The sequence below is a fragment of the Acinetobacter sp. YH12070 genome (assembly GCF_013419625.1).
Classification (GTDB): domain Bacteria; phylum Pseudomonadota; class Gammaproteobacteria; order Pseudomonadales; family Moraxellaceae; genus Acinetobacter; species Acinetobacter amyesii.
In genome coordinates this window covers 1-24,954 of the sequence record NZ_VOZT01000011.1, presented here as the reverse complement: position 1 = coordinate 24,954, position 24,954 = coordinate 1, and the positions used below count along the sequence as shown (strand labels likewise).

The following is a 24,954-nucleotide window of genomic DNA, read 5'->3' as shown; positions in this document are numbered from 1 at the left end:
GGTAGAAAAATATGAACATGCCTGTAAAAATTGAATATTTTAAAAATCCCAAAAACCGTGAGTTAACCCAATCGCAATTAGACGAACTTGCGCGTGAGCTTGATGCGATTAAGCAAGAAGTTTTAGATGACTTAGGTGAAAAAGACGCGAAATACATTCGCCGTGTGTATTCGACAGTTCGTTATTCATCTATGGCGGGTCGTGCTTTATTGTTTGCAGGTTGGTTCCCACCAGCGTGGATTTTGGGCACAGGTCTTTTAGGTTTTGCCAAAATCATGGAAAACATGGAATTGGGTCATAATGTCATGCACGGTCAATATGACTGGATGAATGATCCTAAATTCAATGGTCAGACCTACGAATGGGATATCGTAGGGACAGCAGATAACTGGCGCCAAACTCACAATTTTAAACATCATACCTATACCAACATTAAAGGTATGGATGATGATATTGGTTATGGTCTCGTTCGTTTGTTCCCAGAACAGCGTTGGAAGCCGGGCTATCTATTACAACCGATTTATAGCATTCCATTTTGCTTATTGTTCCAATGGGGTGTTGCCATTCAAAACCTTGAATTGGGTAAATACTTCAAAGGTCGTAAAACAAAACAGCAAACCAAAGAAGAATGGAAACCAATGCAAGCCAAAATCGGCAAGCAATTATTTAAAGACTATGTGTTCTTCCCGCTTATTGCAGGGCCTGCAGCATTACCGGTGCTTACAGGGAACCTAGTGGCAAATGGTCTTCGTAATATTTGGACGTTTAGTATTATTTTTTGTGGTCACTTTACCAAAGATGTTGAAGTTTTCCCGAAAAAAGTACTTGAAAATGAAAGCCGTGGACATTGGTACATGCGTCAAATTCGTGGTTCTTCAAACCTTACCGGTTCAGAAGCATTTCATATTTTGACAGGGCATTTAAGCCATCAGATCGAACACCATTTATACCCAGATGTTCCTGCGCGTCGTTATCGTAAAATGGCGCCAAAAGTACAGGCGGTATGTGAAAAATATGGTTTGAACTATAATAACGCAAGCTTGGTGAAACAGTACGGCAGTGTTATCAAACGTATTGTGAAATATGCGTTTCCATTTAAAAAGTAATAAAAGCTAGGCTTGAGTTGCTGAATCAAAAAAAAGCCATGCATTTACATGGCTTTTTTCATATTAACTTTGGGGGAAATATCTATTTTACTTTTTGATATGTAATTTGAGGATCTTAATCAAATTCATATAATTTCCTTTTTTAGCCATACGAATGACCAATTCAATTTCTTCTTTCGTCCACATCTGGCGAGTGGCTGAGAAGGCAAATTGAGCAAGGAGAACAAATGGATTTTCGCCAAATTTAATATGGAGGCCTTTGACATATTTCGGTGGATTGAATTGATTCATATTCTTTTCCCGCTTTTAATATTTGACCGCATTATTTCTAATTAATGAGAAAAATAGCACACTATAAAGTCAAAATAAAAGCAGAATTTTCAAAATTTAATCATATATTAGAGCGACTTAAATTTAAGTTTGTGATTGTTAACTTTGATTAATAAACCAAACTAAATCACTCGACTTTAGTCAAGTTCAGGTAGGCACTTATCCTGTCCATTCATGAAATGGTGGGTGGCCAATTCAAACATAGCGAGGTCTTCATCGCTATTTCCATAGGCATATACCTGCTCATAGTCTTGAAGGTTAAATTGCTCCAAAACTCGAATTTTCTTTTGCTCACCACTACAGTCTAAGGTTTGATACAAACCAGTCAGTATTTGGTCATTGGCTGCTGTTTCGGTACAAATCAGTTTGACCCCGAGCTTTTCGGCCACAGGTTTAAGATATAAATCGACGGATGCAGAAACCAATACGACTTCATGACCGCGTTTTTGGTGTTGCTGTAATTGTTCATATAGCGAAGGATTGAGTTCCGCCATCAAATGTTCAGCATATTGTGCTGCTTGATTTAAAACCTGCTCATGATTGGCTTGGCTAAACATTGCGGCATATAGGCGAGGACGCATTGCATGGGCAGGATATAGCTTGAGATAATAGCCTTGAATCCAAGGGAGAATTTTAATCCCTTGGCGCACGATATGTCGTTTAGGCAGGGAATAGAAGATGAACCCTGTAAAACTGTCTTTATTACACAGGGTTCCGTCAAAATCGAATAAGGCTAGAGTTTTAGGTTTTTGATGCGGCGCATGCATGTTTGATAACGTCCATCGACTCGTGTGGCAAACCAATTGGTATTGTAATCACGGCTTAATTTCGGCCCAGAAATTACGACTTCAGGCATCATGGCATAAAACGGTTCTTTACCAGTCTTTTCTTGGTACAACTTTTTGACCGCTTTATACGTCAAAGTATCTTCGAAGTCCTGATCTTTTTCTTTTTTAAGATCTGAACGAATTTGACGTGGAGTTGCAATTACATTGTTTTCTGCAAAAACGGCAATCAGCGCAGTTTCAGACTGGCTTTTTGCTGAACGTGGAGAACCATCTTTATTATAAAGTAAGAGGTCACCATCTAAGCCGAGCTCAGCAGGGGTTAAGTCATTCAACATGCTTTGGAATGCCGCATTACGACTCGAATAACGACCCGAGTTATAATCTGCAAAACGATAAATCGGTTTGTCATATTCAGCTGGATACATCATTAAACGGTGGATGCCGTAATACAAACCGCCATATTGGCTATACATGTCAGTACGTAGAGCAGCAATATTTCCACCTTGGCGTTTGTGGTCTTTGGCATAGCCTATATGAACTTGCATGGAACCCAAAGTGGTAATGGGGTTGAGCTTTTCACCAATATCTTGTCCAACCAGTTTCGCTGCGCCCGTCAAAGCACTCACGTGATAATGTTTAGACATATAGTCAAAAATTTCACGATATAACTCGTCTAGTTCACGTTCAGTTTGAACACGGCGCATTTGGCTCAGATAGTTATCTTCTGGACTTGGCTGATTTTTTAACACATCTTGGAAATAGCCAGCGACTGTGCCACCGATATCATCACCCAATTTATCTTTAAACTTTTCTTCAAGACGATCTTGAACTTCTTTAACGGCTTTTTCACCGAGTCCCGGCACATGTGGGTCAGCAACAAAATTGGACTCTTGATCGACCACAGCAACAATCGTACAGACATTTTCTTTCGTGGTCGGAATACCGAGCTGATCACTAATGTCATAGATATCATTGGCCCATGAAAGACGTTCATTCACGCGAGGTGGAATGGCTTTTTTGATCTGTTCCGCTTCCATAGTGGGTTCATCTTTGCTCCACCATGAACCATTACCACAGGCAGCCAAGCCAATGGATAAAGCCAGTACAGAAAGGGATTTAAAGCATAATGTGGTCGAAAAAGTTTTGTTCATATTTTCCAATAAACTCAGCCATATGGGGGCGACAAAGCAAGAGCAGTATACTATGCAAAATACATAAGTAATGAATAAATATGTATATGCCTCATAGGGGACTGTCAATCTATTTATGGAGATCTACGCGTGTAAAAACAAGCAGTTCTGTCAGGATGATTGGAAAAAGAATGCTTTTTGAGCTAAATAGATGAATATTCCAATATCATTTTCAACAGATTATAAAAATGAAGGTATATACTAGCTGAAATCCATAATTTTTTAAGGGAATTATTATGCCAGCTAAATTTTTCAGTCGTTTCTTGGGTTTGATTGCGTTAGTTATGGTATTGGGGGCAATCATTATTAACTTTGTTGTGGCTAAACCGATGGTGGAATATTGGATCTTACTCTTACTACCTTGTTTTGCCGTTCCAATTTTAACCTCAGTGATGATCACGAAGGATGAAAATCTTTAACATCATCGTTCAGTAAATCTATATTTCAATCCAATAGATGATCACTACTCAGTCTGTGCAAAAAGCTCACATCGGGTGGGCTTTTTGTTGATGTGTCTAAAGTATTTTATACTGTGCAAATGAGAAATTTAAAACGCCAGCACAAATTAAAGGTATCAAACGTGATTTGGTCAACTGAACAAGATGCCGTGTTGATCGAACATGCAGATTTAGCTATGTCTGAATTAATCCAGCACTTGGGATTTAGTGAAGAAGACATTTTACAAAGAAAAAAAGTATTGGGTTTAAACCGGCGGGCACGTCAAATTCAACGTTTATATTTTAAATAATTGAAATCAAATTCATTGAAAGCTGCGACAGATCTAAAATGTCTGTGAATTTAAAAACCCACAATCTGTGGGCTTTTAAATTTTTGCTCAATTATTTTGCAACAGCTTCAGAAGCAGGAGCCGCTTCAGTTGCATCTTGAGCAACTTCAGTTGTTTGAGCTTCAGATGCAGCAGCTTCAACTTTTTGTTCTTCAGCAGCAAATGTAGTTGCAGCAGCAGCAGAGATAAGTGTAGCGAAAAGTACTTTGTTTAAAGTTTTCATGATTCAATCTTCAGTCTATTTTTTTGGAAAAAACAACTTAATGTATTAATCATGATAAAAGTGTAATTAAAATGAGTTGTTATGTGTCTAGATTGTGAACATTTGCGAAAAACTTATCAAAATAAATCAATAGTTTGAAATCCATTACAAAATAATATGTGTCATTCAAATGTCGTTTAATATTTGAAAGGCTTTAAAAAGAAAAACCCGAATAAATCGGGAAGTGTATTTTACATTGTTATTACAGCGAAACTTACACACTTTTCGCTTAATAACAATTTATCGCTGAAATATGACGCCATGATGAAAGGGAGATTATTCAGCAGGGCATTCAATTTTGAGTTTTTCTTTGTAATAGTCCTGTGCAATCTTCAAATCATTCAACATTTTATCTTGAGTATAGTCTTGGGCTGCGAGTTTGAGCATGGCAGGCATGTAGTTAGTTTTATATTCATGAGGGTAGTCATGACATAAGACTTGGGTTTTTTCCTTGATCGATGTACTTGGAGCATCTAAAACATCAAGGTATTGACTGATTTGCGCATCTGACTGCTCAAATTGTTGAGTCGCTTGTTCCGTTGTTAAATCAGCGTTTTGGCTTTCAGCTGCAGCCACCTCGTCATTCGGTTGTTGGCAGGCAGTCAGAAAAGTAGCAAAAAATATAAAAGAGAAAATTTTCAATTTTTTCATAAAGTTCAACTCACTGATGTGAATTTATAGAGTTTAAGTTTTCAATGATTTTAGCATTACCCTCTATAGTAACACCTGTGCAGGCAGATACGCAGAAAGTCTGATGTTGAATTGATAGTGCGTAAGCTATATGGATGATGAGTAAGTTTTAACGACTCTTAAGCAAAAGCGTAGAAATTTTTGTTTGGAATTACTAAACTATCGCATTGCAAATTTGCCGTCCAATTCCGAAGCTTCAAATTCCTCAATTCAATCGTTGAGCAATGTTGATATTCATTGTCATCATTCAATTGCATAATCATTGCCTTGAAACGTTTTTACGCTCAACAGATTTTGCGAACATAGATTTGAATTTAGCATTGTTGAATGTGGCTTCGAAGATTTCGAATGCGGTTCGGGCATCATTTGCTAAATATAGCTAGAGGTTAAAACATTGAGTCAACATCCTGTCATTCAAGAATTGTTCGATCGTCCCATCGAGAGAAAACTGTGGGTGGCACCTATGGCAGGTGGGTTAGATTACGTTACTATTTACAATAACATCCAATTTAACGAGCATCAAAAGTGCATTATCTAACCAAAATTATTAACGGAATAACAATTTGCTTCCTAGCATCAGTGAACTGCTATGCTAAAGATGAACCATCAAATGCTCATAATGTAATTGAATTTAAATGGTACGAAGCCAAAAATAATTACAACAGAATAATCAGAGAGTCTAGAGAAGCCAAAAGGAATGATAGTGATTGTGAGGAAAAACTGGATAGCTGTGATAAAGATATGAAAAGCTATCTTTATTACCGGAAACCATTAGCTGCCGCAAAAGCTCGCTTAGATGCAGCTGAAAGCAAGCTATATGAGAAAATGTCATTAGAATTTGATGCAGATAATGTTGGTGTTCAGAAAGATTAATACTTTTATAAGAAGCGGCGTAATCAGAAAAGTCTTGTCGCGTTAAATAATAGATATTCTTTTCAGAAATATCTAAACTAGCGATATGCTGTAGTGCTCCTGTTTTTGTCCTAGCAAAACTGTCCGCCTCATCCAAATACTGAAATATGAATTCTCTGAGTGTTTTTGCTTAAGTTGCACCTCAGGGTTCAACATTTTTTCAGGGTGCAATTCAATTTCTGCCTCTGCGCGTTTAATCCACTCATCAGCCAAAGACTTTTAGCTAAATGTTTTGGATTGCTTGAATTCTGGGTAGCCTTGAAGTTGTACGCGGACTTGAGCTCTATACCGAGTTGTACCGTCTTTTGTTTGTCGCTTAGTGACTGTACCTATAAATTTGCAACATTGAAATTTCGTGGTGCAAATAGGTTGCAACTAAAGAGCATTAAAAGTCAATACGAAGCGACTAAACGAAGTTAAACGAGGTTAAAAGATTTTGAGTAAAAACAATGTCATTCAAGAATTATTCGATCGTCCCATCGAGAGAAAACTGTGGGTGGCACCTATGGCAGGGGTTACAGATCGCCCATTTCGTACACTTTGCAAATACTTTGGTGCAGGTCATGCTGTTAGTGAAATGATGACGGCAGATAAGACGTTACGCATGAGTAAAAAGAGTCTTTATCGTGCCAATTTTGATGGTGAAATAGCGCCTATTTCTGCTCAAATTGCAGGGTCAGATCCAGCTGAACTGGCTGAAGCCGCTCGCTATCAAGTGGCAAATGGTGCGCAAATTGTCGACATTAATATGGGATGTCCGGCGAAGAAAGTCTGTAATAAGTTGGCAGGTTCTGCACTACTTAAAGATGAAGACTTAGTGGCTCGCATTTTAGATGCTGTGGTTGATGCAGTTGATGTACCCGTGACTTTAAAAACCCGCTTGGGCTATCTAAATGGTCATGAAAACATTATGCGCGTTGCGAAACGTGCCGAAGAAGCTGGCATTGCTGCATTGGCACTTCATGGTCGTACACGTGAAGATATGTATCTGAATACGGCGCGTTATAGCTTAATTAAAGATGTGAAATCGTTGATCAATATTCCTGTGATTGCCAATGGTGATATTGATACACCTGAAAAAGCCAAATATGTACTGGATTATACCGGTGCTGATGCAGTCATGATTGGTCGCGCAGCTCAAGGTCGCCCATGGATATTCCGTGAAATTGGACATTACCTGACGACAGGTGAACATATGGCTGCGCCAAGTATTATGGAAGTTCGTGACGTATTGCTTGGACATTTATCTGAGTTATATGGTTTTTATGGTGAATATTCAGGTTGTCGAATTTCACGTAAACATATTGCTTGGTATACCAAAGGTTTACGCTCTAGTAATGAGTTCCGCCAAAATATGTATAAAGTTGAATCTACAGCAGATCAATATAAAGTCGTCGAGAACTATTTTAATCACTTACTCGATCATGGTCAGATCATGAGTGATGTTCAAGTTGATCAGGTCAATTTGCTTGAAACCAAATAATTTAAAGTCAAACGAAATGGATCTGTGCAATTCGATACAAAGTAGGCTGCTTTAAGTTAGTTAGATTGATTTGAAATAAGGATCTAATAAAAAGCCCTCAATGTTGAGGGCTTTTTTGTAGGCATTCATGTTTAAATGACGCGTTGATCGAGGTCTTAGTTAAAGCGCATTTCTAAAACCAATTGATTGATCAAGTCGGGTGCTTCCAATTCACGTATTTGAGAGACATTGGTTCCCGCCCAAAAAGCACCATATTCATGTACCCCATGTTTACTTGCTGCTGCATGTAATTGTTTGCCTAAATCATAGCTATATGGGTAAGCCGGAACTGTCGGGCGTGTCGGTGTGTCAATATCGGTGTGCCAGTTATTGATAATGCCACGCGCAGGACGACCTGAAATACTTGATGTAATCTGCGTGATGGGCGCATCAAATAATGCTTTGCGATAAGCTTCATTTGCATTTGATGTTTTGCATTGCACAAAAGCAGTGCCCAATTGAACAGCATCTGCACCCAACTCCATAATTTGATAGGCCTGATGTCCATTCATAATGCCGCCAGCAGCAACAACGGGGCATTGAATATGGCGTTTCAAGAGCTGAACCAAGTCACGTGTCTTAACGCTACTATCAAAGTTTTCATTGAAAATGCCACGGTGACCACCAGCTTCAATACCTTGAGCAATCACGATATCAATGCCTGCAGCTTCGATCAGTTTAGCTTCTGCTAAGTTGGTTGCAGAAACTAGAGTCAAAATACCCGCTTGTTTTAAGGCCTGAATTTGATGTGGGTGCGGAATGCCAAAATGAAAACTCACCGCTTTAGGGCGCGTTTCCAGTAAGAGGTTTAGAAAATGGTCATTGTCTTTAAAGCTTGGATAAATACAGTTCAGTGCTTCAGGAGCTTCTGCATTATATTGAGCAAAGCGTGATTTAAATTGCATGATCCATTTGGCAGCAACTTGTTCATCGAGTTCTACTGTGTCATGACAAAAAAAATTGACCTGAAAAGGTTGTTCAGTGAGTTCTTGAGTTTGTAATATTTGTTGACGTGCATTCTCAACACTGCTTGCACCTAAACCCAGTGAACCAAGTCCACCTTGATTTGACACTTCTGCAGCAAGTTCAGGTGTAGAAACACCTGCCATTGGGGCAAGAAATATAGGGTGTTTGATGCCAAGTTTTTCTAATAAAGTCATGTGCATACTCCAATCACTCTAAATACTTTGCCCAAGCGAGTGAAATTAAGCAAATAATATTCGTTATTTCATATCAAAATGGTCTTATGCTTACACGAAAGTTGTACTTGAAATTAAGCGACACCTCATGTCGTATTGATGATGTATGACCTAACTTTTGAACTTGATCATTTTAAAATAATGCGCTGATCATTTTAAATTTTATAATTCTCCCATGTCTGAACGTATCCGTGAAAAACTGCAAATTTTAGCCGATGCTGCCAAATATGATGTCTCATGTTCTTCGAGTGGTAGTAAGCGCCAAAATAAAGACAAAGGTCTGGGTAATACTGGAAACGGTATTTGCCATAGCTATACCGAAGATGGTCGCTGCGTTTCGTTATTAAAAATTCTATTTTCCAATGTCTGTATTTTTGACTGCGCATATTGTGTGTCCCGTCGAAGTAACGACGTAAAGCGCGCAGCATTTACGGTACAGGAAGTGGTCGATTTGACTATGAATTTTTATCGTCGGAACTATATTGAGGGGCTATTTTTAAGTTCGGGGATTTTTAAATCGGCGGATCACACCATGGAACGTATGTTGCAGGTGGTAAAAAAACTGCGTTTAGAAGAAAATTTTAATGGTTATATTCATCTGAAGACCATTCCGGGGGCATCTCAGGAAATCATTACCGAAGCAGGTTTATATGTTGACCGTATGAGCATTAATTTAGAAATGCCGACAGAAGATGGTTTAAAAAAATTTGCACCTGAAAAAAGTCATGTCGAAGTCCAAAAAGACTTAGGTATTGTGCGAGATCGTTTGATTCAATTCAAAGATGAACGAAAAATAATACGTACAGTCCCTAAATTTGTACCCGCAGGACAAACGACGCAAATGGTGGTGGGCGCACATCAAGAGTCTGACCGTGATGTAATACTGATGGCAGACCGTCATTACAAAGAGTTTAAGCTCAAGCGTGTGTATTATTCGGGTTATATTCCAGTTAACGAAGAGGAGCGTGCGCTGCCAGCTGTGGGATCAGCACCTCCTTTATTACGAGAAAATCGGCTGTATCAAAGTGACTGGTTAATGCGTTTTTATGGATTTGAAGCGACAGAGTTGGTCGATGAAGAGCATCCAAATTTAGAGCTGGATATTGACCCAAAATTAGCGTGGGCACTGCGTCATCCAGAGCAATTTCCCGTGGATATCAATCGTGCAGAATATCAGATGATCTTGCGAGTGCCGGGTATTGGTGTGCGTTCTGCTCAAAAAATTGTTCAAGCACGACGATTTGGGAAAATCCATATCGACCAATTAAAACGTATGGGTATTTCCTACAATAGAGCACAACATTTTATACGTTGTGAAGATTCTCCCAAATTTATTCGAGATCAACAGCCACATCAAATACGTCAGCAGATCTTGCAAAGTGGTCAGTCGAAATATACGCAGCAAGTTTCTCCACAATTGAACTTAGGATTTTAGGATACAGTCGTGAGTATTTATGTCTTTGATGGCACGATGACAGGATTGCTAAGCTGTATTTTTCGGGCCTTTCAATTTAAGCAATTTGATGTACAGATTTGTACGGATGGGCAAGTACAGGCGGGTCTTTTCGCCGAAGTCATTGATGTGGCTAGTCACGATGAACAAGCACAGCGGGTATGGCAAGGATTAAAGCTTAAAGCATCTGAAAGTGCTTTGAAGCAGTTTTATTATGCGTTTTTATCCGAGCAGCAGCAGGCTTTTCAACATTGTTTTAATTTTGCGATTTATGTGTTCCAGCAACAGCGTGATGTGTCTAAAAACTATGGTCATGCTGATGTATTAGGGATGAGCCAATGGGCGAAGCAAGTGGGGCGTGAAAAGCACCGAATGGAAGCTTTTGTGCGCTTTAAAAAATGTCAGGATGGCTTGTTTATCAGTTTAGTCTCACCTGACTTTAATGTATTGCCTTTGATCGAACGGCATTTTAAATCACGCTATCAAGATCAACGTTGGCTGATTTACGATGAAAAACGCAATTATGGCATTTATTATGATTTAAAACTGGTGCATCAAGTGGATATGGATGCCACAACCATAGATAGGCAAATACAATCAGGCCATAGTCAATCCTTTAATATCGAACTGGATGATGAGGAAGTTTTATATGATCAGCTTTGGAAAGATTATTTTAGAAGTGTCAATATTGAAGCCCGACGTAATATGAAATTACATGTGCAGTATGTGCCACGTCGTTATTGGCGTTATCTGAATGAAAAAGCGATTTAGGTGCGAATCATCTAGTTGTTTTCGGGCATAATGATCGAGCTTTTGATTGTTTAAGTGAGACTTTGATGAAATTATTTCTTGTTACAACCGTTCTGACGGCAATGACGCTCACGGCGTGTTCTGCAAATGAACAAGAAAAGAAAACATTCAATCCGCAAAGTTATCAAGTTGCCGATACAGCGGGATTACAACAACGCTTTGAACAATTAAATCAGACTCTAGCAGCTGATTTTAGCCAACTAAAAAAAGTAGAAAGTATGGCTTTTTCAGATCAATCCGCTTTAGATGTTCAGAACTTAAAAACTTTAAATCAGCATTTTGTTGCCAATACCGCTTTAAAAAGCTCCAAAATTGCCTATTGCGAAGTAATGAATCATTATTTTTCTGAAATGTATCATCTCGGACATGTGAACTTAGCCTTGGTGAAAGACGTTAAACTGCCAAATGCCGCAAACGAAGATTTGAGTCAGGTATTTGCGAATACAGACCAATTTTATGATTTTATTATCAACCGCTATACCACATACAAGCATGCACAAGAAACCATGCAATATGGTTGTAATCTAAAAGCTGCACTAGCAGATTAAAAAAAGCTCATTTGAGGGGCTTTTTATTTACAGAAATTAGCAGCCTGTTAATTTTTCAGGTTGTGGACGTTCGCCAGGGAAGAAGATTGGGCGTAATTTGACGCCGATACCGTTCCCAATGAAGGCAAATACTAACCATAACCAGCCATGCAAACTACCTGAAGCAATACCGCTGAAATACGCTCCAATGTTACAGCCGTATGCTAAACGTGCGCCATAACCTAACATCAAACCACCGATAACCGCCGCTAGCAGTGAGCGTTTTGGGATATTAAAGTTCGGTGCAAATTTGCCTGCTAGGCTCGCTGCGAGTAATGCACCGAGCATGATGCCGAAATTCATCATCGACGTGATATCAAACCATAATGATTCGGTCAGTGCTTTGGCATTCGCAGATTGCTGCCAATATGCCCAAGATGCAACATCGATCCCCATGATACTTGCTGATTTTGCTGCCCAAACGGCTAAGGCAGAGGTCACGCCCCAAGGACGGCCTGCAAGTGCGAGTGTGGCAAAGTTTAGTAAAGTCAGGATAATTCCGCCCCAAACCAATGGCCATGGACCACGTAGAAAGCGTTTCCAGCCGTGTTGGTTAGCTTGCGGCTCAACTTCAAGCTGACCATGGCGTTTCTTTTCAAAGTAAACTGTTGCTGCTGCAATGATTGCAAAAACTACAAAGTTTAATGCCAGTGCAGGAACTACACCAAAGCTTTTGACTAAAGAAATCGGCTCAAAGTGGGGAAGGTCAAACCACCATTGAATATGTGAAGTTGCAATCAGTGAACCTGTACAGAAAAAGATCAACGTTACAATCATACGTGCGCTACCAGCGCCCACAGTGTACAGTGTACCTGATGCACAGCCTCCGCCGACTTGCATACCAATACCAAAAATAAAGGCACCGATCATCACGGACATTGAAACAGGATTAACGTTACCTTTGACTGGGTTGCCAAATAATTCACCCGCACCTAAAGCAGGGAAGAAGAGCAGTACAGCCAAAGCCAACATGATCATTTGTGCACGCAAGCCACGACCACGACGCTCTTTAATAAAGACACGCCAACTTGAGGTAAAACCAAAAGATGCGTGATAAAGGGTCATACCCAAAGCACCGCCAATTAAAAATAGCAATGCTTGGTTAACGCCTACAACCAGATAAGCACCAAGGGTGCCTAAAATTAATAAAACAAAAGCCACCCAAATCGATACATTGGATCGATTGGCTGGCGTAGCAATAACAGACATGGAGAAAAAAGCTTAAAAAATGTATCTCTATTTTACGGTTTTTATATATTGTAAAAATGAATATTGTTGAAAAATCACACAATCATTGCTGTGTATAATTGATTTAATATATTTAAAAAACTGATGAAGTGGGCATTAAACTGGATTTACATTAAATAAAGAACCAATCCAACTAGAAAAAAGCATGGCTGCAATGCCCCAAAGCGCAACACGTAGACTGCCTTTCAACATAGAAGTGCCAGCTGCATAACTGGCCAAGGCACCGAGGAGTGCTAGGGAAATTACGCCAACGGCCATAACAGTTTTTTCAATATGCATGTCAGCACTGATCAAGATCGCAACCATCGGAAATAGCGCACCAATTGAAAATGCTAAAGCCGATGAGAGTGCTGCTTGAACGGGTTTTGCTGCGGTATTGTCATGGATTCCAATTTCATCTCGTGCATGGGCCTCTAGTGCATCATGGGCAGTTAATTGGACTGCAACTTCATGTGCTAGGTTCGGCTCTAACCCACGATTTACATAAATTTGAGTCAGCTCTTTAAGCTCCATATCTGGGTTACGTTGTAATTCTTTATGCTCCATGTGAAGATCTGCTTTTTCGACGTCTTCTTGAGATTTCACAGAGATATATTCGCCCGCCGCCATAGAGGTTGCACCAGAGATGAGTCCTGCAATGCATGTAATGAGTAAGGTATGGCTAGAAGCACCACTTGCAGCCATGCCCATAATTAAACTAGTGACGGAGATAATGCCATCATTTGCACCGAGTACAGATGCACGTAGCCAACCTGTACGTTCCATAAAATGTTTTTCGGTATGATGTGAATAAGACATTCTTTTCTCTAAATTTGTTATTTATATGACCTCATAAGATTGACCTGACATCAGTTAAATTTCAAGTTAAAAATAGATTGAAACAGTAAGTTGAATAAAATACAGATATAAAAAAAGCACCCGAAGGTGCTTTTTTTTAAGAATGCTTATTGTTGAGCTTTTTCTTTCACGTTTGCTGCACCTTGCTCAACAGCACCTGCAGTTGCAGCAGTCGCGTCTTTAGCTGCTTCTTTTGCATTGTGTGCAGCAGCTTCAGCATTTTCTGCAGCATTGTCAGCTGCTGTCGCAGTTGCAGTTGCAGCATTATCTACAGCAGTAGCTGTCGCAGTTGCCGCTTCTGAAGTTGCATCAGCAATGTCATGGCCTGCTTGGTCAGCAGCGTTTTCTAGGTGTTCACCAGTTGTTGCACCTGTTTCTGGCGCTTTGTCTTTATTACAGCCAACAAGTGCAACAGTTGCAGCCAAACCTAAAGCAACAAGTAATTTATTCATTTTGATCTTTCCTTTTTTTGTTATGCCCGTAGCATGGGCTGAATTTATATTAGCTGAAAAAATATTCAAAAATCGATCAAAAATTGTTGATTTAGTGTAATTTTATCCAGCATATTTTGTAGTTTAAAAGGCTTTATATATGCTTATAGCGTTAAGGGTTTTGACTAAATAATTCTTCAATTGAAGTCACAAGTAGATAGATAAATTCACTGTCTTCATGGCGCCATAAATATATTTCTTCCCCCAATTGTGTATCGTCTACCGTACGCATCAATAAATAATCGCCATCGCCGTTATGTGCAATTGCAATACTGTTTTCAGGGAAGTCTTCAATTTTACTTATGGATTGATGTTCTGCGGCTAGATGATTCGTTGTACGTTTTATTCTTTTCACATCGCTGGTGTCTTGGAAGGGGAAGAGCCACCATGCTTCGATATCATCACCATCTTCAAATTCATCCGCACTAGAAAAGCTAATGCCGAATTCGCCACCATTTTCAATTTGCATTTTGGCTTTATATTTTTCTGGAAACTTAAATCCTAATTGTTCTTCAGTTGCAGTAATAAATTTTAAGTCTAATGGAAAGGGCATGATGTTGTTCTTAAATTATTTTGGTGTTTTATGAATAAGCTAGGCGTAAATTTTAGTCAATATTTTTTACACTAGTTATTTTTATCCTAGATGTTTTAGTTATGGACATATGGGGCATAAAAAAGCCTGCAATCAATGCAGGCTTTTTTGAGAAATTAATCTATTAAGATTAAAGACCAGCAGATGCTTTAAGCGCTTCCACTTTGTCAGTTTTTTCCCATGTAAATGCGGTATCAGAACCTTCACGACCAAAGTGACCATACGCAGCAGTTTGTTGGTACATCGGTTGGATTAAGTTCAACATACGAGTAATACCGTATGGACGTAAGTCAAAGTGTTCACGTACAAGTGCAATAATCAAATCTTCAGATACTTTTGCAGTATTGAATGTGTTGATCGAGATAGATGTTGGTTCTGCAACACCAATCGCATATGACACTTGAATTTCACATTTGTCAGCTAGGCCGGCAGCCACAATGTTTTTAGCAACATAACGGCCTGCATAAGCAGCAGAACGGTCCACTTTTGATGGATCTTTACCAGAGAACGCACCACCACCGTGACGAGCCATACCACCGTAAGTATCTACAATGATTTTACGGCCTGTTAAACCACAGTCGCCTACAGGGCCGCCAATGACGAACATACCTGTTGGGTTGATGTGGAATTTAGTGTCTGCATGGAACATTTCAGCAGGAATCACTTTTTTCACGATTTCTTCAATTACCGCTTCTTTCAATTGAGCTTGAGTAATTTTGGGATCGTGCTGAGTTGAAAGTACAACTGCGTCTAAGCGAACTGGCATGCCGTTTTCATAAGCAAATGTTACTTGGCTTTTTGCATCGGGACGTAACCAAGCAAGTTTGCCTTGTTTACGTAGTTCAGCTTGTTTTTCCATTAAGCGATGCGCATATGAAATCGGTGCTGGCATAAGCACATCAGTTTCACGGCTTGCATAACCAAACATTAAGCCTTGGTCGCCCGCACCTTGATCTTCTGGTTTTTGACGGTCAACACCCTGAGCAATTTCAGGTGATTGTTTACCGATCATGTTGATCACGGCACAAGTTGAACCATCAAAGCCAAGATCTGAATGATGGTATCCGATACCATTTACGGTATTACGAACAATCGCTTCAAAGTCAACATTTGCAGTTGTTGTGATTTCACCGGCAAGTACAACCGCACCCGTTTTTACAAGCGTTTCACAAGCAACCCGTGCATATGGGTCTTCTTTTAAGATTGCATCCAAAATAGCATCACTGATTTGGTCAGCCATTTTATCCGGATGGCCTTCGCTTACAGATTCCGAGGTAAATACAGCGTACTCGCGCATAAGTCCTATCACAGTTAAATTTAAAGACGCAATATGTTACATCGAGAAAGCGTTTAGGACTAGCTTAACATGACCAAATTGGATGAAATTAATTCATTTCAATGACTTTTTAATTGATATAGGCATCTAAAAAATTGATATGAGCTATGGATTTCTCATTTTAATTTTGTATGATGAGATAAAACAGAGATATTGGGCTTTGGCACAAGCAACAATGTGATTAGGCGTTCAATTGCCTAAATTGTTTTTTTAAGTGAATCAATTATAAGAAAAAATCAAATCAGTATCCTGTGATTTATCAATGATGAATGTCATGAACTGTCAGAATATGACTGTTCATGACAATTAATCGTTTAATTTGAAAATAAAACACAATAAATGCGGGCTTTTGAGACTTGGTATGCAAATTGCCTATTTGTCATTACGTTGAATGGGGGAAACGTAATGAAACAGTCTGGTTTTACACTCATTGAAATTATGATGGTAGTGGCAATTATCGGCATTTTGGCTGCAATTGCTACTGTATCTTACAATGGCTATGTTGCTCGGGCGCAAGTGGCTGAAGTATTAACAATGATTTCACCCTATAAATTAAAACTGATTGAAAATTATTCAGCGGAACAAAGCTGTGTAGATTTGAATACAGCGCTAAATGAAAGTATCAGTACCAAGTATATTGCGAGTAGTGAAATTACTGATGTGGCAGGAACGTGTTCAGTGGTTTTTACGTTTAAATCAACAGATGTCAATTTTGCTCTTCGCTCAAAGCAGATCTATTTTAGTATTCCAGATGGTTTAAATGGTGCTTGGAATTGTCAATCGGATGATATTTCGCAGCGAAATTTACCTGCTACATGTCGTGGGATCTAAAGTATTGAATGTGAAACCGTGAGTATATTGGATAAGTGCTGATTTTACAGGGATGATTACGACGTTTGAGTTACCCAAACCTTAGTGGGTTTAATTATTGAAAGTATTTCATATTTCAAATGGTCATTTATCTGGACAAGCTTTGGCCGCTATTTTTATTCACGATTTCCATTCGATGTATTGGACTTTTATCAATTACGAAGCGTTTGCTTTCGCCACTAAACTCTAAATATGCATTGCGCTGTCATTGATTCGCCATATAAAAGCGTCACTGTATACAAAATAAACGACATGCATAGGCTTGAAATTGAGCAATAAGCGCCCAAAATACAGGTGGTGCAGGAATAATTAGCGAAAATTTGCCCCTGAGGCTTTACCCATTCCGCTTTTTTTAAGACAATATACGCATCTTTGAATTCTTATTCATCTTACTCTTTTAAACCATTTGTTTGGACTCTGACCTATGACAACCCCGCTTAACGAACGTCGTATTGCAAACGCAATTCGTGTATTGGCAATGGATGCTGTGCAAAAAGCAAATTCAGGACATCCAGGTGCTCCAATGGGGATGGCAGATATTGCTGATGTGGTGTGGCGTGAATTCCTCAACCACAACCCTGCAAACCCACAATGGGCAAACCGTGACCGTTTCGTATTGTCAAACGGCCATGGCTCTATGTTGCAATATGCGTTATTGCACTTAACAGGTTATGACCTGTCTATTGAAGATTTAAAATCTTTCCGTCAATTGCATTCTAAAACTCCAGGTCACCCAGAATTGGGCTATGCACCGGGTATTGAAACAACGACTGGTCCATTGGGTCAAGGTATTGCAAACGCTGTAGGTTTTGCACTTGCTGAAAAAACTTTAGCGGCTCAATTCAACAAAGAAGACATCACAGTTGTAGATCACAACACATACTGCTTCTTGGGTGACGGTTGTTTAATGGAAGGTGTTTCTCACGAAGCTTGTTCATTGGCAGGTACTTTGGGTCTAGGTAAATTGGTTGTTTACTACGATGACAACGGCATCTCAATTGATGGTGAAGTAGAAGGCTGGTTCTCTGACGACACAGAACAGCGTTTCTTGGCATACGGCTGGCAAGTGCTTAAAGTTGACGGTCATGATGCAGACGCAATCCGCGCAGCAACTGTTGAAGCGAAAGCTGAAACAGCTAAACCAACTTTAATTATCTGTAAAACCATTATTGGTTTAGGTTCTCCAAACAAACAAGGTAAAGAAGATTGCCACGGTGCGCCGCTTGGTAATGATGAAATCGCTTTAACTCGTGAAGCTTTGGGCTGGACAGAAGGTCCATTCGAAATTCCTGCTGATGTATATGCAGCTTGGGATGCAAAAGCGAAAGGTACTACTTCTGAATCTGCTTGGAACGACACATTTGCTGCTTATGCTGCTAAATATCCAACAGAAGCGGCTGAACTCAAACGTCGTCTTTCTGGTGAATTACCTGCTGACTTCGCTGTAAAAGCGGATGCTTATATTGCAGAAGTAAATGCAAAAGCTGAAACCATTGCAACTCGTAAAGCTAGCCAAAATGCCATTCAAGCATTTGCACCACAGCTTCCAGAAATTCTAGGTGGTTCTGCTGACCTTGCAGGTTCTAACCTGACTTTATGGAAAGGCGCAGAAGGCGTTGAATCTAACCCAGCGGGTAACTACGTTCATTACGGTGTACGTGAATTCGGTATGACTGCAATTGCGAACGGTGTAGCGCTGCATGGCGGTTTCGTTCCTTATGTAGCAACATTCCTGATGTTCATGGAATATGCACGTAATGCAGTACGCATGTCTGCATTGATGAAACAGCGTGTGATTCATGTGTATACACATGACTCAATTGGTCTAGGTGAAGATGGTCCTACACACCAACCTGTAGAGCAAATTGCATCTTTACGTGGTACACCAAATCTAAACACTTGGCGTCCATGTGACACTGTTGAAGCGTCTATTTCTTGGAAATCTGCATTGTTACGTAGCGAAGGCCCTACAGCGTTAATCTTCTCTCGTCAAAACTTGCCATTCCAAACTCGTACAGCAGATCAAATTGCTGACGTAGCGAAAGGCGGTTATGTACTTGCAAAAGAAAAAGGTGAGTTGAAAGCAATCATCATTGCAACAGGTTCAGAAGTTTCATTGGCAATGGATGCTTACGCACAGTTAGAAGGCGTACGTGTGGTTTCTATGCCATGTGCTGAAGAATTCGTAAAACAAGACGCTGCTTACCGTGAAGCGGTTCTTCCAGCTGCGATCCGCGCTCGTGTTGCGGTTGAAGCTGCGCATGTGGATTACTGGTGGAAATTTGTAGGTCTTGACGGCCGTGTAATCGGTATGACGACTTACGGTGAATCTGCTCCAGCAAAAGACTTGTACAAACACTTCGGTATCACAGCTGATGCTGTTGTTGCTGCAGTGAAAGAAATTACCGCTTAATCTGTAAAGATTAACCGTAAAAAAGACGCCCCAGAGAAGGGGCGTTTTTTATTGCAGAGATTAAATTTATTTTTAATTGTGAAATAACGATTTGTAACGAATGAATTAAAGCATTGGTTTAAAATTAATTCATTCATGCAGTATTCAGCCACGGGTGCAATGTTGCCCCAAGTGAGGAAACGATGAGCCTTTACGATCAGATAAATGATGAAATTGTACTGATGGATGCTGGTGAACAGAAATGGATAGGCACGGACTTAGAGCTTGAAGCCATGGTTGCAGTAGAATTGATGCTGCAAGATTTGCAAGAAGACAAAGTGATTAAGATTCGCCGTAAGAACCATGAAAAGCATACAGGCTTGAAGCAGGTTGACCGCATTTTGGTTGAGAAGCTATAAGCTAAATGGTTAAAAAGTCCGATTGTTCGGGCTTTTTATTTGCCTATCGTATTTATAAAAAAGATAAGTTTATAAAACAAATAAGAAAACGTCCTTTCAAGACTCATTATTCTTAAAAAAGAGCGCATTAAATAAAGTGTTTTCAACACATGAAGCTTTATTTCAGTTATAAAAATCCAGTGATCATTTAAAAAAGACATTGAACGTGCAAATACAAATTAAAAATTTAACAGAAATATCAAAAAACCAATGGCAGCCGCTTTGGGAGCTGTATTTAGAATTTTATAAAAGTCAGGTGGCGGATGCAGTGACCGAGCGAACATGGCAAAGGTTACATGCTGCTGAGTGCGAACATATGTATGGCTTTGCAGCCGTAATTGAACATCAAGTGGTTGGGATCGTGCATGTCATTGAACATGAGAGCTGCTGGACATTGCAGCCTTATGCCTATTTGCAAGATTTATATACGCTTGAAGAATATCGCGGGCAGGGTATTGGCAAGGCGCTGATCGCGAAAGTGAAAGAATATTGTGATAAGCGGCAGTGTGACCGTGTGTATTGGCTTACGCATCAGGACAATGAAACTGCGCAAAAGCTGTATGATCAAATCGCGAAAAAAACAGGGTTTATTCAATACCGCTGTCATTAAGTCAATGTAAAAGGCTATTCCAAATCAACAGCAGCTCTTGCGTGAAAAGCTGCTGGGTCTAATTATTTAAGCTGAAACTTTAAAGTTTTTAGCTGAGTCAGCATCTTGCTGAATGATCCATTCTCCACTTACGAGGAATGATGATGCTGAGGCGTAGGTATCTTCCATAAATTGGAAAAAGCTGATTAAACCGTTTTGAACTTTGGCTTTAATTGAAAAAGGCGAGGTGAAAGTATTTTTTGCATAGACTGAGGTGTAGGTGAATTGACCAAATACAGCTACGGTTTCATTTTCAGCGATCATATCCGTGATTTGAAAGTCGTCGATATTCCAGTAGGTCCCAACGTTGGCAAAGGTATAAATATAAATGTCTCTGCCTGTGCCAGACCCAGCCCACGGCTCAATTTGTTTAAGTTCTGGGTTGCTGAAGTTTAAGGAAACATATGCCGCGTCTTCTGCAACCAGCAGCTGAGTTGCATTTTCGACGAGTTCTTTTGAAGTATTCATAAGAAATGCCAAAACGACATCTTTGGGCGTTTTAGTATTTAAGGCTTTTTCAATAGCCAGCGATTGTTCTGTCATTTTTGGGTACTCAGATTTTTATGATGTCTAAAAATCTTAAGTGGATTTGTTTAGAAAGCCTACGACTCTGATAGGTTGATGTTTCCTAAATTTAGGATAAATAACTCATGGATCAATTAAATTATTAATTATTTGAAATATATGGGAAATTTAATAATTGAGAGTGGTTGTAGATGCTGCTACAGATTTTACAAAACTATCGTTCTAAACATGCAACAAAACGTTTTATCTTTAAAGCTGTAATACGGCTAAAAATCTATAGACTTATTGGTATTCGAAAGTGAGATAAAAACATGAACTTTAAAGCATTAACAATCGGTTTGGCGGTAGCATCAGTTACAACTATTTCTATGGCAAAACCTGTTGCCTATCAAATTGATCCTACTCATACAGCAACAGTTTTTACTTGGAATCATTTTGGTTTCTCAACACCTTCTGCAAACTTTAGTGACATTCAAGGGACAATCAATGTCGATAATGCAAAACCTGCAAATTCGTCTGTGAATGTGACGATTCCATTATCGAGTTTAAATACCAATGTCAAAGCATTAGATGATCATTTAAAAACAGCTGATTTCTTTGATGCTGAAAAATATCCAAATATCACGTTTAAAAGTACAAAAGTTCAAGCGATCAGCAAAACTAAATACAAAATCACGGGTGATTTAACAGTTAAAAATGTGACTAAACCAGTGGTATTGGATGCTGTATTGAACAAGCAAGCCGTTCACCCAATGACTAAGGCGGAAACGATTGGTTTTAATGCAACGACTTCTTTTGATCGTTCAGCATTTGGTGTCGGTGCATATGTACCGAATGTAGGTGACAAAATTACGGTAAATATTACGACTGAAGCATCAGTTAGAAAATAATATATTTTAATACAAAAGCTTACCAAGAATACTTTTATTCTTGGTAGGCTTTTTTTATCGCTATGGTTGTGTAAAATGATTTAATTTAATTATAAAATCACATTAATTCGTGATATTTAAATTAATAAAAATATGGTTGATAATTGATCTGTTGTTTTTAGTATATGTTTTTTAATGTATTTATTTTATAACACGATTTATCTTTTATTCTTTATAATCTCGCTCCAATAAGCAGTTAATGAATAGGAACGTGGTTATTATGAATATGGTGAATAATAATCTTTTTAAGCGTGCACAAATTTTTGCGGTAGGCATGCTGAGCATGACGTTAGTTGGATGTGCAGCCACACCTACTAAACCACTGTTAGGAATGAATCAAACATTTACATCAGATGGCCAAATCCAATCAAAGCAAGGTGACTATGTTGTCCGTATTACTAAAATGGATACCAAATCAAATAATTATAGAGAAATTTCAAGATATGGATTGCCTGTTCGGGTAACTGTTGCAAACTTGAGCAAGAAAAACCTCACGTTTGGACCTGAGCAAGTACGGCTTATTAAAAATGGAAAACCTATTAACGCATTAACTGTTAGTTCTCTTTATGATATTCAGAAAAAGAAAGACCGTAATGATGCAATCATCGCTGGTGCAATGGGGGTACTCGCTGTAAGTGTTGGGGTAATGGGGGCTTTATCAGGAGATGCGTCATTAGCTCAGTCTACGCAACAACAAATGGCGGATAACATTCATTTGACTTTTAATAACTATGATCAGTCAACAAAATATACAGCAGGGACTATGGATGCATTAACTCAACAAGTGACCTCTTCTGTATTGAGTTCAACCACATTAAAGCCAAAACAAGTGGTAGATGGTTTGGTGTTTTTTGAAAAAGTAAAAACAAGTGACCCGATTACTATTATTATTCAAACTGCAAGCGCTGAACATACCGCTGTTTTTCAGAAGTAAACAATATGTTTTTTAAATTTAGAGATTTAAAGTACAAAGGGCTTAGAGTAATTTCTAGGTCTACTTTGGCACTTATGATGATAATTCATTTGGGTCAACAGACTTTTGCTTCTACTTCTGATGATGATGTTGATGCTTTGCTTAATCAGGCGCAGAAAGTTGGGGATGTACGTTTAACTAAGGCGAATAAGGAAGCACGAACACAGTTTGATAAAGCTAGTTCTAATTATAGTGAGTATAGTAAGCAGCTTATGGATAAAACTATAAGTAATATGTCAAATAACTCTGGGTATTCAGGAAAGGCAAGCCGGCTTAATAACATTGGATTTACTCAGCAAATGGTAAACAATACCAGTTGCAGTGGAGATTATAGCCAACTTGCGTCTATTATAAAAAACTATCAAGACCGAGATCTCCAAGGGCTTCGCACGGATATTTTAAATAAGAATGTTGAAAATTTAATACGAGAAGTAAAAGCTCAAATAAGCGATAAGAAACAAGCGATAGAGCTTTTAAAAAAGCAAGCAATTGAACATGATAAAGTGGCCTCAGATGCGGCAAGAGCATCCTCGCAAACTTGGGGTGGCCCGGGAGAGGATCTTGTTGCACAGTTAAATGGGGGGAGGCTTCCTTTAAATATTCAATGTATTAATTCGTTACCCTATAAAGGAATTTGCACTTCTATTGTCAACCAATGGGCAAGTGTAGTCTCAAAATTTACTGCAGAAATGCTAAACAAATGTTGGTAATAAATTTTGACATAAAGTTGCATTTTTAATGCAGTTTTTTAAGGTTGATCTATGTTGGTGATCGCCCAAATCAAAAATGTATGTTGCTTTGGTTTATATGAAGTTGCGGTAAAGATTATTATTGAAATAGAAATTGCCATCCAAAACTCAGTTCGAAAGGCTTATAAAGTATAAATTTATAAGCCTTTCAAAATTAAGCTGATAGCCTATTTATAATTGAGTCGTTGTAAAAATTGTTGCAAAATAAGGGGAGCAACACGTTCTAAATGAGGTGCATGTTGTTGGCTTTGCATGCGTAAATTTGAGATGTTAATTTGTGCTTTATGTAATTCACATGTATGCCCAATCAGCCATTTTTCCATGGCCTGTGCTTCTGCTTCAATATGAAACTGTAGGGCTAAAATATTGGGCCCATAGCTAAACGCTTGATTCGGGTAAATTGCCGAGCTGGCGAGTAACTGTGCATTTGCAGGTAAATCAAAGGTATCACCATGCCAATGCAGTACAGGCACTTGATCTAATGGCGCTAATATATTGTTAGTAATGGCTTCAAGCGCTAGGGAACTCCAACCGATTTCTTTGCTATGACCTGCATAGACTTTCGCTCCCAATGCATACGCAATAAGCTGAGCACCTAAGCAAATGCCTAAAGTCGGTAAATTACTCTCTAAACGTACTTTAAGTAAGTCTATTTCTTTTTGTAGGAAAGGGTAGTCATTAGTTTCATAAACTCCGATCGGGCCGCCCAAAATGATGGTAAGCCCTGTATGTTGCATAGCTTTACTCAGGTCATCGACACCAGCTTCGAAGTATCTCACCCGATAACCCAGTTGGTAAAATACATCTTCCAATGAACCCAAATCTTCAAATGCAAGGTGTTGAATGACGTAGATGGTTTCGTTTAATGCAGTACTCATAGGGATTTTTCAGGATTAAGATTTCAAAATAGAATGTAGCTTGAATTGCCGGAGATTAAAAAGGAAAACTGTAAATTTTTCACAATTTCGAAAAGAAATAAATATAGAAGTTGGTTGAAGCGGATTGTTTTTTCTTTGAGTGATTATGTTCGACGATAGAACTTAGCATTTAAAACTTTGGTGCTGTGAATTAAGGGATCCCACAAGGCTTTATTGGTAAAATTTATGAGAAAAAGTGCATGAAATTTTGATAAAGCTTTGGTTTATAGCTAAATACCAAATAAATCATTACAGTAATCTTTAAATAATTTATCAATATCTTTAACTCTAAACTTAGTTCGAATCGCCTTGACTCGTGACCACATATTTTCTATTGGATTTAAATCTGGAC

At 38.9% G+C, this 24,954-nt stretch carries 28 protein-coding genes and 1 pseudogene; 15 read left to right on the top strand and 14 right to left on the bottom strand.

The features are described 5' to 3' along the window. Window positions 1-11: 11 nt before the first annotated feature. Window positions 12-1,106, top strand: coding sequence for an acyl-CoA desaturase (locus FTU17_RS04765; protein WP_180040084.1), 1,095 nt, complete (start codon window positions 12-14; stop codon window positions 1,104-1,106). An 87-nt stretch (window positions 1,107-1,193) separates the two neighbouring features. Here FTU17_RS04765 and FTU17_RS04760 read toward each other — a convergent pair whose 3' ends face one another. The 3 genes from FTU17_RS04760 to FTU17_RS04750 form a co-directional block, all read right to left on the bottom strand. Beyond that, window positions 1,194-1,397 (bottom strand): hypothetical protein, encoded by a 204-nt coding sequence (locus FTU17_RS04760; RefSeq protein ID WP_078188800.1) that lies wholly within the window; start codon window positions 1,395-1,397, stop codon window positions 1,194-1,196. Between the two features lie 176 nt (window positions 1,398-1,573). Next, window positions 1,574-2,203, bottom strand: coding sequence for an HAD-IB family hydrolase (locus FTU17_RS04755; RefSeq protein WP_180040082.1), 630 nt, complete (start codon window positions 2,201-2,203; stop codon window positions 1,574-1,576). Further along, window positions 2,170-3,375 carry a DUF1615 domain-containing protein gene (locus FTU17_RS04750; protein WP_180134793.1) on the bottom strand — a complete coding sequence of 402 codons (1,206 nt, stop codon included), beginning with the start codon at window positions 3,373-3,375 and terminating at the stop codon, window positions 2,170-2,172. Before FTU17_RS04750 ends, FTU17_RS04755 begins: the two co-directional genes overlap by 34 nt. Window positions 3,376-3,650: 275 nt before the next feature. Between FTU17_RS04750 and FTU17_RS04745 the strand changes: the two genes are divergently transcribed. Both FTU17_RS04745 and FTU17_RS04740 read left to right on the top strand, forming a co-directional pair. Further along, window positions 3,651-3,833, top strand: a complete 183-nt coding sequence (locus FTU17_RS04745) for a hypothetical protein (RefSeq protein WP_168377709.1) — start codon at window positions 3,651-3,653, stop codon at window positions 3,831-3,833. A gap of 161 nt (window positions 3,834-3,994) precedes the next feature. Continuing rightward, window positions 3,995-4,162, top strand: coding sequence for an acyl-CoA thioesterase (locus tag FTU17_RS04740; RefSeq protein ID WP_373683444.1), 168 nt, complete (start codon window positions 3,995-3,997; stop codon window positions 4,160-4,162). A 91-nt stretch (window positions 4,163-4,253) separates the two neighbouring features. Here the strand turns inward: FTU17_RS04740 and FTU17_RS04735 are convergent, their stop codons facing one another. Together FTU17_RS04735 and FTU17_RS04730 are read right to left on the bottom strand one after the other, a co-directional pair. Next, a complete protein-coding gene (locus FTU17_RS04735; RefSeq protein WP_171262568.1) occupies window positions 4,254-4,424 on the bottom strand; it encodes a hypothetical protein in 171 nt (56 codons plus the stop codon). 315 nt (window positions 4,425-4,739) lie between these two features. Beyond that, a complete protein-coding gene (locus FTU17_RS04730; protein ID WP_180134792.1) occupies window positions 4,740-5,114 on the bottom strand; it encodes a hypothetical protein in 375 nt (124 codons plus the stop codon). A 564-nt stretch (window positions 5,115-5,678) separates the two neighbouring features. On the opposite strand from FTU17_RS04730, the gene FTU17_RS04725 reads away from it, so the two are divergent. Then, on the top strand, window positions 5,679-6,026 hold the full coding sequence (locus FTU17_RS04725; RefSeq protein WP_168377460.1) for a hypothetical protein: 348 nt from the start codon (window positions 5,679-5,681) through the stop codon (window positions 6,024-6,026). A gap of 16 nt (window positions 6,027-6,042) precedes the next feature. On the opposite strand, the pseudogene FTU17_RS17450 reads toward FTU17_RS04725, so the two are convergent. Then, window positions 6,043-6,398, bottom strand: a pseudogene (locus FTU17_RS17450) (site-specific integrase); the annotation flags it as partial. Between the two features lie 103 nt (window positions 6,399-6,501). Between FTU17_RS17450 and dusB the strand changes: the two are divergent. Then, window positions 6,502-7,548, top strand: coding sequence for a tRNA dihydrouridine synthase DusB (gene dusB, locus FTU17_RS04720; RefSeq protein ID WP_180022264.1), 1,047 nt, complete (start codon window positions 6,502-6,504; stop codon window positions 7,546-7,548). Window positions 7,549-7,703: 155 nt separating this feature from the next. On the opposite strand, the gene FTU17_RS04715 is transcribed toward dusB, so the two are convergent. Further along, window positions 7,704-8,747 (bottom strand): nitronate monooxygenase family protein, encoded by a 1,044-nt coding sequence (locus FTU17_RS04715; RefSeq protein WP_111883795.1) that lies wholly within the window; start codon window positions 8,745-8,747, stop codon window positions 7,704-7,706. Window positions 8,748-8,961: 214 nt separating this feature from the next. On the opposite strand from FTU17_RS04715, the gene FTU17_RS04710 reads away from it, so the two are divergent. The 3 genes from FTU17_RS04710 (at window position 8,962) to FTU17_RS04700 (ending at window position 11,597) form a co-directional block, all read left to right on the top strand. Beyond that, window positions 8,962-10,221 (top strand): putative DNA modification/repair radical SAM protein, encoded by a 1,260-nt coding sequence (locus tag FTU17_RS04710; protein WP_180134791.1) that lies wholly within the window; start codon window positions 8,962-8,964, stop codon window positions 10,219-10,221. Window positions 10,222-10,230: 9 nt separating this feature from the next. Continuing rightward, the gene (locus FTU17_RS04705) at window positions 10,231-11,010 is read left to right on the top strand and encodes a TIGR03915 family putative DNA repair protein (RefSeq protein WP_180134790.1); all 780 of its coding nucleotides are present in this window, start codon (window positions 10,231-10,233) and stop codon (window positions 11,008-11,010) included. A 65-nt stretch (window positions 11,011-11,075) separates the two neighbouring features. Next, window positions 11,076-11,597, top strand: coding sequence for a hypothetical protein (locus FTU17_RS04700; protein ID WP_180022261.1), 522 nt, complete (start codon window positions 11,076-11,078; stop codon window positions 11,595-11,597). Window positions 11,598-11,633: 36 nt separating this feature from the next. Here the strand turns inward: FTU17_RS04700 and FTU17_RS04695 are convergent, their stop codons facing one another. The 5 genes from FTU17_RS04695 to metK form a co-directional block, all read right to left on the bottom strand. Then, window positions 11,634-12,845 carry a YeeE/YedE family protein gene (locus tag FTU17_RS04695; protein WP_180134789.1) on the bottom strand — a complete coding sequence of 404 codons (1,212 nt, stop codon included), beginning with the start codon at window positions 12,843-12,845 and terminating at the stop codon, window positions 11,634-11,636. Between the two features lie 135 nt (window positions 12,846-12,980). Continuing rightward, window positions 12,981-13,682 (bottom strand): VIT family protein, encoded by a 702-nt coding sequence (locus FTU17_RS04690; protein WP_180027050.1) that lies wholly within the window; start codon window positions 13,680-13,682, stop codon window positions 12,981-12,983. 146 nt (window positions 13,683-13,828) lie between these two features. Further along, window positions 13,829-14,173, bottom strand: coding sequence for a hypothetical protein (locus tag FTU17_RS04685; RefSeq protein ID WP_078188782.1), 345 nt, complete (start codon window positions 14,171-14,173; stop codon window positions 13,829-13,831). Window positions 14,174-14,324: 151 nt separating this feature from the next. Beyond that, complete coding sequence (locus FTU17_RS04680; protein ID WP_180040067.1) at window positions 14,325-14,765, bottom strand: SMI1/KNR4 family protein; 441 nt, start codon at window positions 14,763-14,765, stop codon at window positions 14,325-14,327. 169 nt (window positions 14,766-14,934) lie between these two features. Then, the gene (metK, locus tag FTU17_RS04675; RefSeq protein ID WP_078188779.1) at window positions 14,935-16,101 is read right to left on the bottom strand and encodes a methionine adenosyltransferase; all 1,167 of its coding nucleotides are present in this window, start codon (window positions 16,099-16,101) and stop codon (window positions 14,935-14,937) included. Between the two features lie 444 nt (window positions 16,102-16,545). Here metK and FTU17_RS04670 point away from each other — a divergent pair, with 444 nt between their 5' ends. From FTU17_RS04670 to FTU17_RS04655, 4 genes are all read left to right on the top strand, one after another. Then, on the top strand, window positions 16,546-16,971 hold the full coding sequence (locus FTU17_RS04670) for a pilin (RefSeq protein WP_180134812.1): 426 nt from the start codon (window positions 16,546-16,548) through the stop codon (window positions 16,969-16,971). A 463-nt stretch (window positions 16,972-17,434) separates the two neighbouring features. After that, window positions 17,435-19,423, top strand: coding sequence for a transketolase (gene tkt / locus FTU17_RS04665; RefSeq protein WP_180134788.1), 1,989 nt, complete (start codon window positions 17,435-17,437; stop codon window positions 19,421-19,423). 182 nt (window positions 19,424-19,605) lie between these two features. Continuing rightward, entirely contained in the window at window positions 19,606-19,821 is a 216-nt protein-coding gene (locus tag FTU17_RS04660; RefSeq protein ID WP_078188774.1) for a hypothetical protein, read from the top strand. 205 nt (window positions 19,822-20,026) lie between these two features. Then, window positions 20,027-20,470 (top strand): GNAT family N-acetyltransferase, encoded by a 444-nt coding sequence (locus tag FTU17_RS04655; RefSeq protein WP_373684059.1) that lies wholly within the window; start codon window positions 20,027-20,029, stop codon window positions 20,468-20,470. Between the two features lie 66 nt (window positions 20,471-20,536). Here FTU17_RS04655 and FTU17_RS17445 read toward each other — a convergent pair whose 3' ends face one another. After that, complete coding sequence (locus FTU17_RS17445; protein ID WP_257227361.1) at window positions 20,537-21,052, bottom strand: hypothetical protein; 516 nt, start codon at window positions 21,050-21,052, stop codon at window positions 20,537-20,539. Window positions 21,053-21,345: 293 nt separating this feature from the next. On the opposite strand from FTU17_RS17445, the gene FTU17_RS04645 reads away from it, so the two are divergent. The 3 genes from FTU17_RS04645 (at window position 21,346) to FTU17_RS04635 (ending at window position 23,646) form a co-directional block, all read left to right on the top strand. Next, on the top strand, window positions 21,346-21,924 hold the full coding sequence (locus tag FTU17_RS04645; protein WP_180134786.1) for a YceI family protein: 579 nt from the start codon (window positions 21,346-21,348) through the stop codon (window positions 21,922-21,924). 259 nt (window positions 21,925-22,183) lie between these two features. Continuing rightward, window positions 22,184-22,897: a hypothetical protein gene (locus tag FTU17_RS04640; protein WP_180134785.1), complete on the top strand. Its 714-nt coding sequence runs from the start codon at window positions 22,184-22,186 to the stop codon at window positions 22,895-22,897. A gap of 5 nt (window positions 22,898-22,902) precedes the next feature. Beyond that, window positions 22,903-23,646 carry a hypothetical protein gene (locus tag FTU17_RS04635; RefSeq protein ID WP_168377641.1) on the top strand — a complete coding sequence of 248 codons (744 nt, stop codon included), beginning with the start codon at window positions 22,903-22,905 and terminating at the stop codon, window positions 23,644-23,646. A 206-nt stretch (window positions 23,647-23,852) separates the two neighbouring features. Here FTU17_RS04635 and FTU17_RS04630 read toward each other — a convergent pair whose 3' ends face one another. Then, entirely contained in the window at window positions 23,853-24,563 is a 711-nt protein-coding gene (locus FTU17_RS04630; RefSeq protein ID WP_180134784.1) for a glutamine amidotransferase, read from the bottom strand. Window positions 24,564-24,954 lie beyond the last annotated feature (391 nt).

What these genes read in the sequence shown, in the direction of transcription:
- tkt (WP_180134788.1), top strand. Translation starts at nt 17,435, where the DNA reads ATGACAACCCCGCTTAACGAACGTCGTATTGCAAACGCAATTCGTGTA.
- FTU17_RS04765 (WP_180040084.1), top strand. Translation starts at nt 12, where the DNA reads ATGAACATGCCTGTAAAAATTGAATATTTTAAAAATCCCAAAAACCGT.
- FTU17_RS04680 (WP_180040067.1), bottom strand. Translation starts at nt 14,765, where the DNA reads ATGCCCTTTCCATTAGACTTAAAATTTATTACTGCAACTGAAGAACAA.
- FTU17_RS04635 (WP_168377641.1), top strand. Translation starts at nt 22,903, where the DNA reads ATGTTTTTTAAATTTAGAGATTTAAAGTACAAAGGGCTTAGAGTAATT.
- FTU17_RS04760 (WP_078188800.1), bottom strand. Translation starts at nt 1,397, where the DNA reads ATGAATCAATTCAATCCACCGAAATATGTCAAAGGCCTCCATATTAAA.
- FTU17_RS04660 (WP_078188774.1), top strand. Translation starts at nt 19,606, where the DNA reads ATGAGCCTTTACGATCAGATAAATGATGAAATTGTACTGATGGATGCT.
- FTU17_RS04700 (WP_180022261.1), top strand. Translation starts at nt 11,076, where the DNA reads ATGAAATTATTTCTTGTTACAACCGTTCTGACGGCAATGACGCTCACG.
- FTU17_RS04745 (WP_168377709.1), top strand. Translation starts at nt 3,651, where the DNA reads ATGCCAGCTAAATTTTTCAGTCGTTTCTTGGGTTTGATTGCGTTAGTT.
- FTU17_RS04645 (WP_180134786.1), top strand. Translation starts at nt 21,346, where the DNA reads ATGAACTTTAAAGCATTAACAATCGGTTTGGCGGTAGCATCAGTTACA.
- metK (WP_078188779.1), bottom strand. Translation starts at nt 16,101, where the DNA reads ATGCGCGAGTACGCTGTATTTACCTCGGAATCTGTAAGCGAAGGCCAT.
- FTU17_RS04710 (WP_180134791.1), top strand. Translation starts at nt 8,962, where the DNA reads ATGTCTGAACGTATCCGTGAAAAACTGCAAATTTTAGCCGATGCTGCC.
- FTU17_RS04755 (WP_180040082.1), bottom strand. Translation starts at nt 2,203, where the DNA reads ATGCATGCGCCGCATCAAAAACCTAAAACTCTAGCCTTATTCGATTTT.
- FTU17_RS04630 (WP_180134784.1), bottom strand. Translation starts at nt 24,563, where the DNA reads ATGAGTACTGCATTAAACGAAACCATCTACGTCATTCAACACCTTGCA.
- FTU17_RS04640 (WP_180134785.1), top strand. Translation starts at nt 22,184, where the DNA reads ATGAATATGGTGAATAATAATCTTTTTAAGCGTGCACAAATTTTTGCG.
- FTU17_RS04750 (WP_180134793.1), bottom strand. Translation starts at nt 3,375, where the DNA reads ATGAACAAAACTTTTTCGACCACATTATGCTTTAAATCCCTTTCTGTA.
- FTU17_RS17445 (WP_257227361.1), bottom strand. Translation starts at nt 21,052, where the DNA reads ATGACAGAACAATCGCTGGCTATTGAAAAAGCCTTAAATACTAAAACG.
- FTU17_RS04670 (WP_180134812.1), top strand. Translation starts at nt 16,546, where the DNA reads ATGAAACAGTCTGGTTTTACACTCATTGAAATTATGATGGTAGTGGCA.
- FTU17_RS04690 (WP_180027050.1), bottom strand. Translation starts at nt 13,682, where the DNA reads ATGTCTTATTCACATCATACCGAAAAACATTTTATGGAACGTACAGGT.
- FTU17_RS04695 (WP_180134789.1), bottom strand. Translation starts at nt 12,845, where the DNA reads ATGTCTGTTATTGCTACGCCAGCCAATCGATCCAATGTATCGATTTGG.
- FTU17_RS04735 (WP_171262568.1), bottom strand. Translation starts at nt 4,424, where the DNA reads ATGAAAACTTTAAACAAAGTACTTTTCGCTACACTTATCTCTGCTGCT.
- FTU17_RS04730 (WP_180134792.1), bottom strand. Translation starts at nt 5,114, where the DNA reads ATGAAAAAATTGAAAATTTTCTCTTTTATATTTTTTGCTACTTTTCTG.
- FTU17_RS04685 (WP_078188782.1), bottom strand. Translation starts at nt 14,173, where the DNA reads ATGAATAAATTACTTGTTGCTTTAGGTTTGGCTGCAACTGTTGCACTT.
- FTU17_RS04715 (WP_111883795.1), bottom strand. Translation starts at nt 8,747, where the DNA reads ATGACTTTATTAGAAAAACTTGGCATCAAACACCCTATATTTCTTGCC.